16 protein-coding genes are annotated in these 13,709 nt (G+C 65.3%); 9 read left to right on the top strand and 7 right to left on the bottom strand.

What is annotated here, in order from left to right:
* The first annotated feature begins 95 nt into the window (after positions 1 to 95).
* Together V0R59_RS28395 and V0R59_RS28400 are read left to right on the top strand one after the other, a co-directional pair.
* Complete coding sequence (locus tag V0R59_RS28395) at positions 96 to 821, top strand: response regulator transcription factor (RefSeq protein ID WP_330075242.1); 726 nt, start codon at positions 96 to 98, stop codon at positions 819 to 821.
* On the top strand, positions 818 to 2,428 hold the full coding sequence (locus V0R59_RS28400) for an ATP-binding protein (protein WP_330075243.1): 1,611 nt from the start codon (positions 818 to 820) through the stop codon (positions 2,426 to 2,428). The genes V0R59_RS28395 and V0R59_RS28400 overlap by 4 nt, the downstream gene beginning before the upstream one ends.
* 3 nt (positions 2,429 to 2,431) lie before the next feature.
* On the opposite strand, the gene V0R59_RS28405 is transcribed toward V0R59_RS28400, so the two are convergent.
* Both V0R59_RS28405 and V0R59_RS28410 read right to left on the bottom strand, forming a co-directional pair.
* Entirely contained in the window at positions 2,432 to 3,133 is a 702-nt protein-coding gene (locus tag V0R59_RS28405; RefSeq protein ID WP_330075244.1) for a 4'-phosphopantetheinyl transferase family protein, read from the bottom strand.
* Between the two features lie 95 nt (positions 3,134 to 3,228).
* Positions 3,229 to 4,017, bottom strand: a complete 789-nt coding sequence (locus tag V0R59_RS28410) for a dienelactone hydrolase family protein (protein WP_330075245.1) — start codon at positions 4,015 to 4,017, stop codon at positions 3,229 to 3,231.
* Positions 4,018 to 4,149: 132 nt separating this feature from the next.
* Here V0R59_RS28410 and V0R59_RS28415 point away from each other — a divergent pair, with 132 nt between their 5' ends.
* The 4 genes from V0R59_RS28415 (at position 4,150) to V0R59_RS28430 (ending at position 8,478) form a co-directional block, all read left to right on the top strand.
* Positions 4,150 to 4,752: a hypothetical protein gene (locus tag V0R59_RS28415; RefSeq protein ID WP_330075246.1), complete on the top strand. Its 603-nt coding sequence runs from the start codon at positions 4,150 to 4,152 to the stop codon at positions 4,750 to 4,752.
* 80 nt (positions 4,753 to 4,832) lie between these two features.
* Positions 4,833 to 5,510, top strand: coding sequence for a response regulator transcription factor (locus V0R59_RS28420; protein ID WP_330075247.1), 678 nt, complete (start codon positions 4,833 to 4,835; stop codon positions 5,508 to 5,510).
* Positions 5,507 to 6,853 (top strand): ATP-binding protein, encoded by a 1,347-nt coding sequence (locus tag V0R59_RS28425; RefSeq protein ID WP_330075248.1) that lies wholly within the window; start codon positions 5,507 to 5,509, stop codon positions 6,851 to 6,853. Before V0R59_RS28420 ends, V0R59_RS28425 begins: the two co-directional genes overlap by 4 nt.
* Positions 6,854 to 7,149: 296 nt before the next feature.
* Positions 7,150 to 8,478, top strand: a complete 1,329-nt coding sequence (locus V0R59_RS28430) for a dicarboxylate/amino acid:cation symporter (protein ID WP_330075249.1) — start codon at positions 7,150 to 7,152, stop codon at positions 8,476 to 8,478.
* A 148-nt stretch (positions 8,479 to 8,626) separates the two neighbouring features.
* Here the strand turns inward: V0R59_RS28430 and V0R59_RS28435 are convergent, their stop codons facing one another.
* The gene (locus V0R59_RS28435; protein ID WP_330075250.1) at positions 8,627 to 9,121 is read right to left on the bottom strand and encodes a SprT family zinc-dependent metalloprotease; all 495 of its coding nucleotides are present in this window, start codon (positions 9,119 to 9,121) and stop codon (positions 8,627 to 8,629) included.
* 132 nt (positions 9,122 to 9,253) lie between these two features.
* Positions 9,254 to 9,853 carry a Yip1 family protein gene (locus V0R59_RS28440; RefSeq protein WP_330075251.1) on the bottom strand — a complete coding sequence of 200 codons (600 nt, stop codon included), beginning with the start codon at positions 9,851 to 9,853 and terminating at the stop codon, positions 9,254 to 9,256.
* Between the two features lie 270 nt (positions 9,854 to 10,123).
* On the opposite strand from V0R59_RS28440, the gene ttcA reads away from it, so the two are divergent.
* Positions 10,124 to 10,948, top strand: coding sequence for a tRNA 2-thiocytidine(32) synthetase TtcA (gene ttcA, locus V0R59_RS28445; RefSeq protein ID WP_330075252.1), 825 nt, complete (start codon positions 10,124 to 10,126; stop codon positions 10,946 to 10,948).
* A gap of 3 nt (positions 10,949 to 10,951) precedes the next feature.
* Positions 10,952 to 11,623, top strand: a complete 672-nt coding sequence (locus tag V0R59_RS28450; protein WP_330075253.1) for a DNA-3-methyladenine glycosylase I — start codon at positions 10,952 to 10,954, stop codon at positions 11,621 to 11,623.
* Between the two features lie 66 nt (positions 11,624 to 11,689).
* Here V0R59_RS28450 and V0R59_RS28455 read toward each other — a convergent pair whose 3' ends face one another.
* The 3 genes from V0R59_RS28455 to arsC are packed head-to-tail and all read right to left on the bottom strand — an operon-like array spanning position 11,690 to position 13,054.
* On the bottom strand, positions 11,690 to 12,106 hold the full coding sequence (locus V0R59_RS28455; protein WP_330075254.1) for a DUF2069 domain-containing protein: 417 nt from the start codon (positions 12,104 to 12,106) through the stop codon (positions 11,690 to 11,692).
* Complete coding sequence (gene wrbA, locus V0R59_RS28460) at positions 12,099 to 12,704, bottom strand: NAD(P)H:quinone oxidoreductase (protein WP_330075255.1); 606 nt, start codon at positions 12,702 to 12,704, stop codon at positions 12,099 to 12,101. Before wrbA ends, V0R59_RS28455 begins: the two co-directional genes overlap by 8 nt.
* The gene (arsC, locus tag V0R59_RS28465) at positions 12,701 to 13,054 is read right to left on the bottom strand and encodes an arsenate reductase (glutaredoxin) (protein WP_330075256.1); all 354 of its coding nucleotides are present in this window, start codon (positions 13,052 to 13,054) and stop codon (positions 12,701 to 12,703) included. The genes wrbA and arsC overlap by 4 nt, the downstream gene beginning before the upstream one ends.
* A gap of 86 nt (positions 13,055 to 13,140) precedes the next feature.
* Here arsC and V0R59_RS28470 point away from each other — a divergent pair, with 86 nt between their 5' ends.
* A complete protein-coding gene (locus V0R59_RS28470) occupies positions 13,141 to 13,605 on the top strand; it encodes a TlpA family protein disulfide reductase (RefSeq protein ID WP_330075257.1) in 465 nt (154 codons plus the stop codon).
* The last annotated feature ends 104 nt before the right edge of the window (positions 13,606 to 13,709 follow it).

Consider the following 13,709-nt stretch of genomic DNA (forward strand, 5'->3'; position numbering starts at 1 on the left):
GCAGTGACCGGGGCGCCACGTAGTATCCGGTGCCGATATTGCCTTTTGATGGCCGCATCGATCCCCGATAACAACAACGAAGCAGGAGTGGGCCCGTGGAGCAGCAGCGCTGTCAGGTATTGATCGTCGAGGATGACCAGCGGCTCGCCGAATTGACCCGCGAATACCTCCAGGCCAACGGCTTCGTCGTCGAGGTGGAAGGTGATGGCGGCGCCGCTGCGGCGCGGATCATCAACGAGCAGCCGGACCTGGTGATCCTCGACCTGATGCTGCCCGGCGAGGATGGCCTGAGCATCTGCCGCAAGGTGCGCCAGCGCTACGCCGGGCCGATCCTCATGCTGACCGCGCGCAGCGACGACCTCGACCAGGTCCAGGGCCTGGACCTGGGCGCCGACGACTACGTGTGCAAGCCGGTGCGCCCGCGGGTGTTGCTGGCGCGGATCAACGCCCTGTTGCGCCGCAGCGAGGTGCCGGCGGCGCCGGAAGAAGTGCGCAGCGTGCAGTTCGGTCCGCTGCGGGTCGACAACACCCTGCGCGAGGCCTGGCTCGACGAGGCCGGCATCGAGCTGACCGGGGCCGAATTCGACCTGCTCTGGCTGCTGATCAGCAATGCCGGGCGCATTCTTTCCCGGGAAGAGATCTTCACTTCCCTGCGCGGGGTCGGCTACGACGGCCAGGACCGCTCCATCGACGTGCGCATCTCGCGCATCCGTCCGAAGATCGGCGATGACCCGATCCATCCGCGCATGATCAAGACCATCCGCAGCAAGGGCTACCTGTTCGTCCGCGAGGCCGCCGAAGCCCTGGGCCGCAAGGCATGAACTCGATCTTCCTGCGCATCTACGGCGGCATGTGCGCCGTGCTGGTGCTGGTGGCGGTGCTCGGCGTGCTCAGCCTGCACCTGCTCAATGAAGTACGTGCCGGCCAGTACCGCGAGCGCCTGGCCCACGGCACCTTTACCCTGATGGCCGACAACCTGGCGCGGATGAACAGCGTCGAGCGCACCCGTGCCCTGGCCTTGTGGGAGCGCCTGCTGGGCATTCCGCTGAACGTGCAGAGCAGCGCCGAGGCCCACCTCGACGGCAGCCAGCGCACCCGCCTGCAACGCGGCCAGGTGCTGGTGGAGCATCTCGGTCCGCACCGGGCCTGGGTGGTCAGCCAGCTCAAGGGTCGCGACCTGGTGCTTACCGGCGAAGTCCAGCAGATCAGCGAGCAACTGGCACGCGCCACCATCTATCTGCTGGTGGACGAACTGGTGCGCTTCCCGGTAGCCGAGCAGGCACGGCGCCTGGCGGAGCTGAAGGAGAGCAAGGGCTTCGGCTTCGACCTGCGCCTGCTGGCACAGAGCGACGCCGACATGGACGACGACCAGCGCCGCCGGGTCGAGGAAGGCGACACGGTGATGGCCCTGGGCAAGGACGGCGACTCGATCCGGGTCTTCGCCGGTATCTCGGGGACGCCCTGGGTGCTGGAAATCGGCCCGCTGTACCAGATGAACCCCTATCCGCCGCAACTGCTGGTGCTGATCGCCGCCCTCGGCCTGAGCCTGATCGGCCTGGTGGTCTACCTGCTGGTGCGGCAGCTGGAGCGGCGCCTGTCCACCCTCGAAGTGGCCGCCACGCAGATCGCCCAGGGCAGCCTGGATACCCGCGTGGTGGCGGCGGGCGCCGATTCGGTAGGGCGCCTGGCGGAAGCCTTCAACGGCATGGCCGAGCACCTGCAGCGCTCGCTGACCATCCAGCGCGAACTGGTCCGCGCGGTGTCCCACGAGCTGCGCACGCCGGTGGCGCGCCTGCGTTTCGGCCTGGAAATGATCGCCAGCGCGGGTACCGAGCAGGCTCGGGAAAAGCACCTGGCCGGGATGGACAACGATATCCAGGACCTCGACAAGCTGGTGGACGAGATGCTCATGTACGCCCGCCTCGAACAGGGCGCGCCGGCCCTGCATTTCCAGCGGGTCGACCTGGATGCCTTGCTCGACCAGGTGATCGCCGAACTGGCGCCGCTGCGCCGCGAGGTCCAGGTGCTGCGCGGAGTGTCCCAGGTCGGCGGCGAGGGCGCCTGGGTCGAGGCCGAGCCGCGTTATCTGCACCGTGCCCTGCAGAACCTGGTGAGCAATGCCATGCGTCATGCCGAGTCGCAGGTGTGCCTGAGCTACCAGCTGGGGCTGCAGCGTTGCCGCATCGATGTCGAGGACGATGGCCCGGGCGTGCCGGAAAGTGCCTGGGACCGCATCTTCACGCCGTTCACCCGACTCGACGACAGCCGTACCCGCTCATCCGGCGGGCATGGCCTGGGCCTGTCCATCGTCCGCCGCATCATCTATTGGCACAACGGCCGTGCCCTGATTGGCAAGAGCCAGCGCCTCGGCGGCGCCTGCTTCAGCCTGAGCTGGCCGCGGGAGCAGCCGGGGCCGAGCGGGGAGTAGGGATCAGACGGCGATCAGGCTCAGCAACTGATCGCCCATCACGCAGAACTGGCCCTCCAGCTCGCGGCCGTGATGCCATTCCGGCGACAGGTCGACCAGCAGGCGCAGGCGCGCGCTGCCGTCGTCGGACCATTCCAGCACTTGCGCATGCTCGAAATAGAAGCGCTTGCGCACCAGCGGGTAGAGCGCCTTGAACAGGCTTTCCTTGAGGGAGAAGGTCAGGGTCACGGCGAGGGCCTGGCGCGCCGGGTCGAGGCGCTGCAGCTCGTCGGGCGTGAGGATTTCCCCGGCCAGGCGTGCGGCGCGTTCCTCGTCCAGGAGGTTTTCCTGGTCCAGGCCCAGGCCCGCGCAATCCGTCTTGCGGGCCACTACGGCGGCGGCCCAGCCCTTGCCGTGGGTGATGGAGCCGGCGATGTCCGCAGGCCAGATCGGTGCGCGATCCTCACCCGTGGCCGGCACATAATGGCGGCCGTCCAGGCGTTGCAGGGCCGCGCGGGCGCAGCTGCGGCCAGCCAGGTATTCGGCCTGGCGCTTGGCCACCGAGCGCTGCAGGGCCGGTGTCTGCTCGATGGCGGCGCGCTGGAAGTCATCGCTGGCCAGGTTGGCCGGGTCGAAGGCACAACTGACCAGCACCGCACCGGGGACCGGGCGGGGCAGGGGCCAGTGGTGCTGGAGGGGGGCGCAACAGGTGGGGAGTCGGTTCATGGCGGGTATTCTAGGGCCAACGCGGCAAGCTTCAAGCCGCAAGAGAAAGCGACTGCTCTTTCTTGCGACTTGTCCCTTGGGGCTTGCCGCTCTGATCAGAAAATCTTCTTGAAGAACGCCTGCAGATCCGCCCAGGAGCTTTCATCAGCCGCCTTGTTGTAGCCGATGTCCGGCCCGCCATGCTCGCCATGGCTCAGGCGATCCGCATCCGGGTTGGTGAAGCCGTGCTTGGCCCCCTGGATACTGACGAATTCATAGCTGGCTCCCGCCGCGTCCATCTCCTGCTTGAAGTCCTGCACCTGCTGCGGCGTCACCATGCTGTCGGCCGCACCGTGTTCCACCAGGATCTTCGTCTTCACGCTGCCCGGCGTGGCGGGGGTACTGGTCACCAGCGCGCCATGGAAGCTGGCGACCCCGGCCAGCGGCTCGCCGCGCCGTGCGGCATCCAGCACCACCTTGCCACCGAAGCAGTAGCCGATCGCCGCGATGCGTTGCTTGTCGGTCTGCGGCTGCAGCTTGAGCAGCCCGACCCCGGCATCGAAACGCTTGGCCGCCGCTTCCGGGTCCTTCAGCGCGGCCTGCATGAATGCCATGGCATCCGCCGGGTGCTCGGTGTTCTTGCCGTCGCCATACATGTCGATGGCCAGGGCGCTGTAGCCCAGCGCGGCGAGGTCGCGGGCGCGGCGCTTGGCGTAGTCGTTCAGGCCCCACCATTCATGCACCACCACCACGCCGGGCACAGGGCCCTTCACGGCGTCGTCGTAGGCGTAATAGCCGACCAGGCGCTTGCCGTCGGCGTCCTGGTAGGGAATCTCGCGGGTCTGCACCGCGGCCTGGGCCAGTCCGGCGGCGCCAAGCAGGGCGGCGGCAAGTAGAAATCGCATGGTCGGTACTCCTGTCGACGAAACATTCGATGCGTTCAGCCTGGGTTCAGGCGGGGTTCAGCGGCGGTTCAGGGCCGGCTTCTTAATCTAGCGCCATCAACCCAACCGCGCATCCCCGTGGAGAACATCGACATGAAAAGCCTCAATACCCTGCTCGCCGCCATGACCTTCCTCGGCACCAGCATGGCCGTCCACGCCGCGGACGATACCTTCGCCGGCGTCACCTACGGCCAGACCAGCGACAAGGTCCGCAAGTCCGGCATGCTTGAACAGAACATCGGTAACCTCAACACCGACGGCATCGTCGGCAAGGACGATACCTGGGGCGTGCGCCTCGGCCGGATCAACGACGACGGCCGCTACTACGCCACCTACGACAACGTCTCCGGCACCCACAATGGCCTGAAACTGCGTCAGGAAAATCTGCTCGGCAGCTACGACCTGTTCTACCCACTGGGCAGCAGCACCAAGCTCTTCGGCGGCGCCAGCGCCGGCCTGACCAAGCTGACACAGGACTCCCCGGGCGCCAGCCGCGACAGCGACATCGGCTACGCCATCGGCTTCCAGGGTGGCCTGCTTCAGCAAGTCACCGACAACGCCTCGGTGGAGCTGGGCTACCGTTACCTGCGCAGCAACGCCAGTACCGAACTGTCCGAGCACGGCGGCGACAAACTGGGTGCGCTGCGCCTGACCAGCAGCGCCCAGACCTACCTGTCGGCCAACTACAGCTTCTGATCCGGCGTCATCCGAACCGGCCCCTGGAGTGGGCCGGTTCGCTGTTATTCTGCGGACCTGCATCACATAAGGAGCGTTCGATGAAATTGCTGGTGGTCGAGGATGAAGCGCTGCTGCGCCACCACCTCCAGAGTCGCCTGGGCGAAAGTGGCCATGTGGTCGCTGCCGTGGGCGACGCCGAGGAAGCCTTGTACCAGGCCGAACAGTTCAACCACGACCTGGCGATCGTCGACCTGGGCCTGCCCGGCATGAGCGGCCTGGAACTGATCGGCCGCCTGCGTGCCCTCGACAAGACCTTCCCGATCCTGATCCTCACCGCCCGTGGCAACTGGCAGGACAAGGTCGAGGGCCTGGCCGCCGGAGCCGACGACTACCTGGTCAAGCCGTTCCAGTTCGAGGAACTGGAAGCGCGTCTCAACGCATTGCTGCGCCGCTCCAGCGGCTTTACCCAGGCCACCATCACCGCCGGCCCGCTGCGCCTGGACCTCAACCGCAAGCAGGCGTTGCTGGACGAGCAGCCGTTGGCGCTGACCGCCTACGAGTACCGCATCCTCGAATACCTCATGCGCCATCATCAGCAGGTGGTGGCCAAGGAACGCCTGATGGAGCAGTTGTACCCGAACGATGAAGAACGCGACCCGAACGTCATCGAGGTGCTGGTCGGTCGCCTGCGGCGCAAGCTGGAGGGCGACTGCGGCTTCAGGCCGATCGACACCGTGCGCGGCCTCGGCTACCTGTTCACCGAGCGCTGCCGATGATGCGTTCGCTGCGGATACGGCTGATGCTGGCGGCTGCGCTGCTGGCATTGCTGTTCATGCTGGCGCTGCTGCCGGCCCTGCAGAAGACCTTCAGCCTGGCCCTGCAGGAGTCCATCGAGCAGCGCCTGGCTTCGGACGTGACCACGCTGATCTCCGCGGCGCGGGTGGAGAACAACCGCCTGATGATGCCGGTGCTGCTGCCGGACGAGCGCTTCAACCTCCCCGACAGCCGCCTGCTCGGCTACATCTATGACCGCGAGGGCCGCCTGGTCTGGCGCTCGCGGGCCACTGCCAACGAGAACATCAACTACCAGCCGCGCTACGACGGGCGCGGCAACGAATTCGCCCGGATCCGCCAGGACGATGGCGAGGAGTTCTTCGTCTATGACGTCGAGGTCAAGCTGCTTGGCGGCAAGAGCGCGGCTTACAGCATCGTCGCCTTGCAACCGCTGCGCGAATACCAGGAAACCCTCGGCGGCCTGCGCGAGAAGCTCTACCTGGGCTTTAGCGCGGCCCTGCTGGTGCTGTTGCTGCTGCTCTGGGCCGGCCTGACCTGGGGCCTGCGTTCGTTGCGACGGATGACCGTGGAGCTGGACGAGATCGAATCCGGCGCCCGCGAAGGCCTCAGTGGCGAACACCCGCGGGAACTGCTGCGCCTGACCCGTTCGCTCAACCGTCTGCTGCGCAGCGAGCGCGAGCAGCGCGGGCGCTACCGAGACTCTTTGGGCGACCTGGCCCACAGCCTGAAGACCCCGCTGGCGGTATTGCAGGGCGTCAGCGAAGGCATGGCGCAGCGCCCCGCAGACCGCGAGCAGGCGCGGGTGCTGCAGAGCCAGATCGAGCGCATGAGCCAGCAGATCGACTACCAGCTGCAGCGCGCCAGCCTGCGCAAGAGCGGCCTGGTGCGTCACCAGGTGCAATTGCGTCCGCTGCTGGAAAGCCTGTGCGGGACCTTGGCCAAGGTCTATCGCGACAAGCAGGTCGAGGTGAGCTTCGACATGGCCGCCGATGCCCGGGTGCCGATGGAGCAGGGCGCCCTGATGGAGCTGCTCGGCAACCTGCTGGAGAACGCCTGGCGTCTGTGCCTGGGCCAGGTGCGCATCAGCCTGAAGCACGAAGGCGGGGCCCTGGAGCTGTGTATCGAGGACGATGGCCCCGGCGTGCCGGAGGACCAGCGCGAACGCATCCTCCAGCGTGGCGAGCGCCTGGATCGCCAGTATCCGGGGCAGGGCATCGGCCTGGCGGTGGCCAAGGACATCATCGACAGCTACGACGCACGCCTGACCCTTGGCGACTCGGCCCTCGGCGGCGCCGCCTTCCGCATCCGCTTCCCCATCGACTGACAGCTAATTCCTTCCTTTTTGTAGGCGGATAACCGCCAACCTGGCCTGGCGAAATCCCGCCCCGGGCGGAAATCCGCCAACTCCAGCTTCCTAGAATGCCACCTGTTTGTGCAGGAAAGCCCCGTAAACACGGGACCTGCACCGCAACAGCGCAAATTGGCACCAGCCTTGCTATGACCTGAGCAGAGTTCTGCCACGCAGCTCGACACAACAAATCCCTCCAGTGCAGGAGGGTTCGCGATTCAGGTGCCACGCGTCCTGGGAAGGACCGGCCGGTACCCTTGAGGAACATAGCCATGACGACAACCCGTCAGCCACTGTACAAATCGCTGTATATCCAGGTGCTGGTAGCGATCACCATCGGTATCCTGCTCGGTCACTACTACCCTGAAGCCGGCGTTGCCCTGAAACCCCTGGGTGACGGCTTCGTCAAGCTGATCAAGATGGTCATCGCCCCCATCATCTTCTGCACCGTGGTGAGCGGTATCGCCGGCATGCAGAGCATGAAGTCGGTGGGCAAGACCGGCGGCTACGCGCTGCTGTACTTCGAGATCGTCTCCACCATCGCCCTGATCATCGGCCTGGTCGTCGTCAACGTGGTCAAGCCGGGTGCCGGCATGCACATCGACGTGTCCACCCTGAACGCCAGCAGCGTGGCCGCCTACGCCGCCGCCGGTGCGCAGCAGACCACCGTCGGCTTCCTGCTCAATATCATTCCGGCCACCGTGGTCGGTGCCTTCGCCAACGGCGACATCCTGCAAGTGCTGATGTTCTCGGTGATCTTCGGCTTCGCCCTGCATCGCCTGGGTTCGTACGGCAAGCCGCTGCTGGAAATGATCGACCGCTTCGCCCATGTCATGTTCAACATCATCAACATGATCATGAAGCTGGCCCCGATCGGCGCCTTCGGTGCCATGGCCTTCACCATCGGCCAGTACGGCGTGGGTTCGCTGGTGCAACTGGGCTACCTGATGGCGTGCTTCTACATCACCTGCGTGCTGTTCATCCTGGTCATCCTCGGCGGTATTGCTCGTGCCCACGGCTTCAGCGTCCTCAAGCTGATCCGCTACATCCGTGAAGAGCTGATGATCGTGCTGGGTACTTCCTCCTCGGAATCCGCCCTGCCACGCATGCTGACCAAGATGGAGCGCCTGGGCGCTAAGAAATCCGTGGTTGGCCTGGTGATCCCGACCGGCTACTCGTTCAACCTCGACGGTACCTCGATCTACCTGACCATGGCCGCGGTGTTCATCGCCCAGGCCACCGACACCACCATGGACATCACCCACCAGATCACCCTGCTGCTGGTGCTGCTGGTTGCGTCCAAGGGTGCTGCGGGCGTTACCGGTTCGGGCTTCATCGTCCTGGCAGCAACCCTGTCCGCCGTCGGCCACCTGCCGGTTGCCGGCCTGGCGCTGATCCTCGGTATCGACCGCTTCATGTCCGAAGCCCGTGCCCTGACCAACCTGATCGGCAACGCCGTGGCCACCGTCGTGGTTGCCAAGTGGGTCAAGGAGCTGGACGAAGACAAGCTGCACAAGGAACTGGATTCCGGCGGTTCGCCGCTGACCGAAACCCGTCCGGTCGACGACCTGGGCGTGGCGGAAGGTCCTGCCGTTCGCTAAGCCTTCGCGCTGATGCAAGAAAGCCCATCTTCGGATGGGCTTTTTCATTGGTGCTGTCCTTCAGGGCCTCATCGCTGGCAAGCCAGCTCCCACAGGTTCTGTGTGCGCCGCGGACCCTGTGGGGGCTTGCTTGCCAGCGATAGCGTCCTCATTCCTGCCTCACTTCCCCGGTAAAGACAAGCGTCTGGCGACAGCGCCGGCACAAATACCTGCGCCCCTTCCTCACCAAGCCATGCCGCTGCGCCGAAAACGGAAAGTCACTGCCCGCACACGGACACCGGTAGATATAGCGGGTCACCGTGCGCCGCTGCACCTCATAGTTGTGGCAGCGATTCGGCGGCAGTTCATACACCCCGCGCATGATCAGTTGCCATTCCTCGCCATGGGGCTGGATACGGTCGCCGAACAGCTGGTGGGCGATCATGTGCGCCACTTCGTGGGCCACGGTCTGGCGCAGGAAGTCCTCGGCGTTCTCGCGGTACAGCTGCAGGTTGAAGCGCAGCAGGTTCTCGTGCAGGTGGGCGACGCCGGCCTTCTGGCCGCGCAGCTTGAAGCTGACGACAGGGCGGGTGAAAGGGCGTTTGAAAAAGGTTTCGGCTTGCTTGTAGCAGTCTTCGACGCGGAATTTGAGCAGCTCTGGCATGCGGGACGGTACTCCTCAGAGTGGCCGATTATGCCGCATCCACCGAGGTGCTGCCGAGACCATTGGTCCGCAGACAAGCTCGGGCCGCCTTGCGGCGGCCCGAGGTGTTGCCCCTATGTCGGCATTGTCTTTCTAGTTGGTGTAGACGGGCCCCACGCCCAGTCCCCAGGTGATCACGGTGAAGGCCATGATGGCGACCAGCACCACCAGCCCGACCGCCAGTACCGAACTCGAGAACAGGAAGCCTTCGTCGGACGGTATGTTCATGAACGTCGGCAAGCCGACGTACAGCAGGTAGACCGTGTAGCAGATGGCCGCCGTGCCGACGATCATCCCCAGCCACAGGTGCGGATACAGCGCCGCGAGGCCGCCGACGAACAGCGGGGTGGCGGTGTAGGTGGCGAAGGCGATGCATTGCGCCAGGCTCGGGTTGGCGTCGTAGGTGCGTGCCATCCAGTGGATGAAGGCGCCCATGACGGCGACGCCGGCGAGCATGGCCAGGTAGGACATGATGGTCATCCACAGCGCGCTCTCCATGGTCAGCATGACCGGAGCGCGTTCGCCGATGACCCAGCCGACCTGGGTGGTGCCGATGAAGGCCGAGACCGCGGGAATCGCCGCGAGAATCAGCGTATGGGTGAGGTACATGTGGCTGATGGATTCTTCCTCGCCACGGATTTCCCGCCATTCCTGGTCAGGATGGGTGAACAGCCCTACAACGTGATGGATCATGCCAATCACTCCTACGTCGTTTCCAATCGCCCCCCGTTGGAGCGCTTGCTAGCCCACAAGGCACGGGCCGGACAGGACAGGCCGCTATTGGTGCGGTCTTATGTCGCAGTATAGGAAGGCGTTCGCCGCATAAAACCGCTTTTTTAGAGCAAATCGCGCTGTCAGGGCAGGGCTTGATTTCCTTGCAGTCTTTATCGGATGGGTCTGTGTCGCGCGGCGGTTTGTGCGTAAAATACGCGCCTTTTGTCACACCTCGCGGATTCAAGCGCCATGGGCACCCTTTCGGTCAACCAGAACAAACTGCAAAAACGCCTGCGCCGTCTCGCCGGCGAAGCCATCACCGACTACAACATGATCGAGGATGGCGACAAGGTCATGGTCTGCCTGTCCGGCGGCAAGGACAGCTACACCATGCTCGACGTTCTGCTGCACCTGCAGAAGGTGGCGCCGATCAAGTTCGAGATCGTCGCGGTGAACATGGACCAGAAGCAGCCCGGCTTCCCCGAGGACGTGCTGCCGGCCTACCTGGCGACCCTGGGCATCGAGTACCACATCGTCGAGAAGGACACCTACTCGGTGGTCAAGGAGCTGGTCCCGGAAGGCAAGACCACCTGCTCGCTGTGCTCGCGCCTGCGCCGTGGCACGCTCTACACCTTCGCCGACGAGATCGGCGCGACCAAGATGGCCCTCGGTCACCACCGCGACGACATCGTCGAGACCTTCTTCCTCAACATGTTCTTCAACGGCACCATGAAGGCCATGCCGCCGAAGCTGCGTGCCGACGACGGCCGCAACGTGGTGATCCGCCCGCTCGCGTACTGCTCGGAGAAGGACATCCAGGCCTACTCGGACATGAAGGAATTCCCGATCATCCCGTGCAACCTCTGCGGCTCCCAGGAAAACCTGCAGCGCCAGGTGGTCAAGGACATGCTGGTGGAGTGGGAGCGCAAGTCGCCGGGCCGTACCGACAGTATCTTCCGCGCCCTGCAGAACGTGGTGCCGTCGCAACTGGCCGACCGCAACCTGTTCGACTTCACCAGCCTGCGCATCGACGAAAGCGCGCCTGCGCGCTTCCTCGACGTGCTGAACATCTGACCCATGCGCGACTACCAATGGCTGCATGAGTACTGCCTGAACCGCTTCGGCTCCGCGGCCGCGCTGGAGGCGAACCTGCCGCAGCCGAAGACTCCGGCGCAACTGCGCGCCATCGGCGACGACCGCTACCTCTCGACCCTGGCCCTGCGCGTGTTCCGCGCCGGGCTCAAGCACAGTCTGGTGGATGCCAAGTGGCCGGCGTTCGAGGAAGTGTTCTTCGGCTTCGACCCGGAGAAGGTGGTGCTGATGGGCGCCGAGCACCTGGAGCGGCTGATGCAGGACACCCGCCTGATCCGCCACCTGGGCAAGCTCAAGAGCGTGCCGCGCAATGCGCAGATGGTGCTGGATGTGCAGAAGGAGAAGGGCAGCTTCGCGGCGCTGATCGCCGACTGGCCGGTGACCGATATCGTTGGCCTGTGGAAGTACCTGGCCAAGCATGGCAACCAGCTGGGCGGGCTGTCTGCGCCGCGGTTCCTGCGCATGATGGGCAAGGACACCTTCATCCCCACCGACGACATGTCAGCCGCGCTGATCGCCCAGGATGTGATCGACAAGAAGCCCACCAGCCAGCGGGATCTTGCGCTGGTGCAGGAGGCATTCAACCAGTGGCATGCCGAGAGTGGCCGGCCGCTTTGCCAGCTGTCGATGATGCTAGCGCATACCGTCAACCATTGATGGTGTTCTTTCGGGCCCCATCGCTGGCTTGTCGGATCGCCGCATCGCAGCGATAGGGCCTTCAGCTCAAACCGAACCTTCCCCTGCCACCCGCCGGTCGAACTGGAACCGCCAGCGGATATACAGCAAGGCACTGACGAACAACGTCAGGCTGATCACCACCTCCAGCCAGCCGAACAGCGCCCGGCCCGGATCGAACGCCGCTTCCACCCCGGTGATGAAATACAGGTTGAGCACGAAGCACATCCAGGCATGGGCACGGGCACTGCCGCCGATCATCCCCGGCGCCACCAGCGCCAGCGGCAGCAGTTGCACGCCCAGGATCACCCAGCTGCGCGCGCCGTGCAGGTCGGTGAAGAACAGGGTATTGACCACCAGCAGCACCACCAGGCTGGCAAAGGCTGTCAGGCTCAGGGCCCGGGTCAGGCGCACCCGTGGCTCCAGCCACTCCATTGGCGGAAGAATCTTCGGCTTCTTAGCCACGCCCGTTCTCCAGCCGCTTCGCGGTGTTCGCCAGGCGCTGGCCAAGGGCGCGGCACAGGGCTATCTCGTCGGCGTCCAGGTCGCGCTTGCCGTCGGCCCCGGCATGGTGGCTGGCGCCATACGGCGTGCCGCCGCCCTTGGTCTCGATCAGCGCCGACTCGCTGTAGGGCAGGCCCATGATCAGCATGCCGTGGTGCATCAGCGGCAGCAGCATCGACAGCAGGGTCGATTCCTGGCCGCCGTGCAGGCTGGCGGTGGAGGTGAACACCGCCGCCGGCTTGCCCACCAGGCCGCCGCTCAGCCACAGGCTGCTGGTGCCGTCGATGAAGTACTTGAGCGGCGCGGCCATGTTGCCGAAGCGGGTCGGGCTGCCCAGGGCCAGGCCGGCGCAATTGCGCAGGTCGTCGAGGGTGGCGTAGAGGGCGCCGGTCTCGGGGATCGACGGTGCCACCGCTTCGCATTCGGTAGAGATCGCCGGCACGGTGCGCAGGCGTGCCTCCAGGCCGGCCAGCTCGACGCCGCGGGCAATCTGCCGGGCCATCTCGCTGGTAGAGCCGTGGCGGCTGTAATAGAGGATCAGGATGTACGGCTGGCTCACGGCAGGATCTCCAGCACCTTCTCTGGCGGACGACCGATCACCGCCTTGTCGCCGGCCACCAGGATCGGCCGCTCGATCAGCTTGGGATGGGCGACCATGGCCGCGATCAGCTGGTCATCGCCCAGGGTCGGGTTGGCCAGGTCCAGGTCCTTGTACTCGTCCTCGCCGGTACGCAGCAGCTGGCGTGCGCCGATGCCCAGCTTGCCCAGCAGGGCCTTGAGGGTGGCCGCGTCCGGCGGAGTTTCCAGATAGCGCACCACGTCGGGATTGAGGCCGCGTTCTTCGAGCAGTTCCAGCGCGCCGCGGGATTTCGAGCAGCGCGGGTTGTGGTAGAGCGTCAGGTCGGTCATGTCAGGGTCGCATCCAGCTGTAGGTGGCGGGTATTCTAACCGCAGCGAATTGGCATTTTGCCTGAATCTTGAAGAAGGATTGACCCATGACAAGGCGTTTGGCAGCAGCCCTGGCCATCAGCATGAGCCTGGTGCTCGGTGGTTGCGGTGCGGACTACGGCCTCGACCAGAACGGCAATGCGGTGAAAGCCGAGCAACTCGACGGGCGCTGGGTGGTACTCAACTACTGGGCCGAATGGTGCGGTCCGTGCCGGGTGGAGATTCCCGAACTGAACAACTTCTCCAGGGAGTTCCAGGCCCAGGGCGTAACCGTGGTAGGGGTGAACTTCGATGGCTTGCAGGGCGAGGAGCTGAAGAAGTCGACCGAGACCATGGGCATCGGTTTCACCGTGCTGGCCCAGGACCCGGCCGAACACTACGACCTGCCGCGCGCCGAAGGGCTGCCGGTGACCTACATCATCGATGACAAGGGCAAGGTGCGTGAGCAGTTGATGGGCGAGCAGACGGCGGCGGGGCTGGCGGAGAAGATCAAGGCGCTCAAGGGCGCCTGATGGGTGATGCGTCCCTTGTGGGAGCGGGGGGGACCCCCCGAGGCCAACGGGGGGGCCCCCCCCCCAACCCGGGGGGACCCCCCCCACCCGGGGGGCGGTTTACC

The sequence above is a fragment of the Pseudomonas ulcerans genome, assembly GCF_036324125.1.
Classification (GTDB): domain Bacteria; phylum Pseudomonadota; class Gammaproteobacteria; order Pseudomonadales; family Pseudomonadaceae; genus Aquipseudomonas; species Aquipseudomonas ulcerans.

What these genes read in the sequence shown, in the direction of transcription:
- V0R59_RS28400 (WP_330075243.1), top strand. Translation starts at nt 818, where the DNA reads ATGAACTCGATCTTCCTGCGCATCTACGGCGGCATGTGCGCCGTGCTG.
- V0R59_RS28405 (WP_330075244.1), bottom strand. Translation starts at nt 3,133, where the DNA reads ATGAACCGACTCCCCACCTGTTGCGCCCCCCTCCAGCACCACTGGCCC.
- V0R59_RS28410 (WP_330075245.1), bottom strand. Translation starts at nt 4,017, where the DNA reads ATGCGATTTCTACTTGCCGCCGCCCTGCTTGGCGCCGCCGGACTGGCC.
- V0R59_RS28415 (WP_330075246.1), top strand. Translation starts at nt 4,150, where the DNA reads ATGAAAAGCCTCAATACCCTGCTCGCCGCCATGACCTTCCTCGGCACC.
- V0R59_RS28420 (WP_330075247.1), top strand. Translation starts at nt 4,833, where the DNA reads ATGAAATTGCTGGTGGTCGAGGATGAAGCGCTGCTGCGCCACCACCTC.
- V0R59_RS28425 (WP_330075248.1), top strand. Translation starts at nt 5,507, where the DNA reads ATGATGCGTTCGCTGCGGATACGGCTGATGCTGGCGGCTGCGCTGCTG.
- V0R59_RS28430 (WP_330075249.1), top strand. Translation starts at nt 7,150, where the DNA reads ATGACGACAACCCGTCAGCCACTGTACAAATCGCTGTATATCCAGGTG.
- V0R59_RS28435 (WP_330075250.1), bottom strand. Translation starts at nt 9,121, where the DNA reads ATGCCAGAGCTGCTCAAATTCCGCGTCGAAGACTGCTACAAGCAAGCC.
- V0R59_RS28440 (WP_330075251.1), bottom strand. Translation starts at nt 9,853, where the DNA reads ATGATCCATCACGTTGTAGGGCTGTTCACCCATCCTGACCAGGAATGG.
- ttcA (WP_330075252.1), top strand. Translation starts at nt 10,124, where the DNA reads ATGGGCACCCTTTCGGTCAACCAGAACAAACTGCAAAAACGCCTGCGC.
- V0R59_RS28450 (WP_330075253.1), top strand. Translation starts at nt 10,952, where the DNA reads ATGCGCGACTACCAATGGCTGCATGAGTACTGCCTGAACCGCTTCGGC.
- arsC (WP_330075256.1), bottom strand. Translation starts at nt 13,054, where the DNA reads ATGACCGACCTGACGCTCTACCACAACCCGCGCTGCTCGAAATCCCGC.
- V0R59_RS28470 (WP_330075257.1), top strand. Translation starts at nt 13,141, where the DNA reads ATGACAAGGCGTTTGGCAGCAGCCCTGGCCATCAGCATGAGCCTGGTG.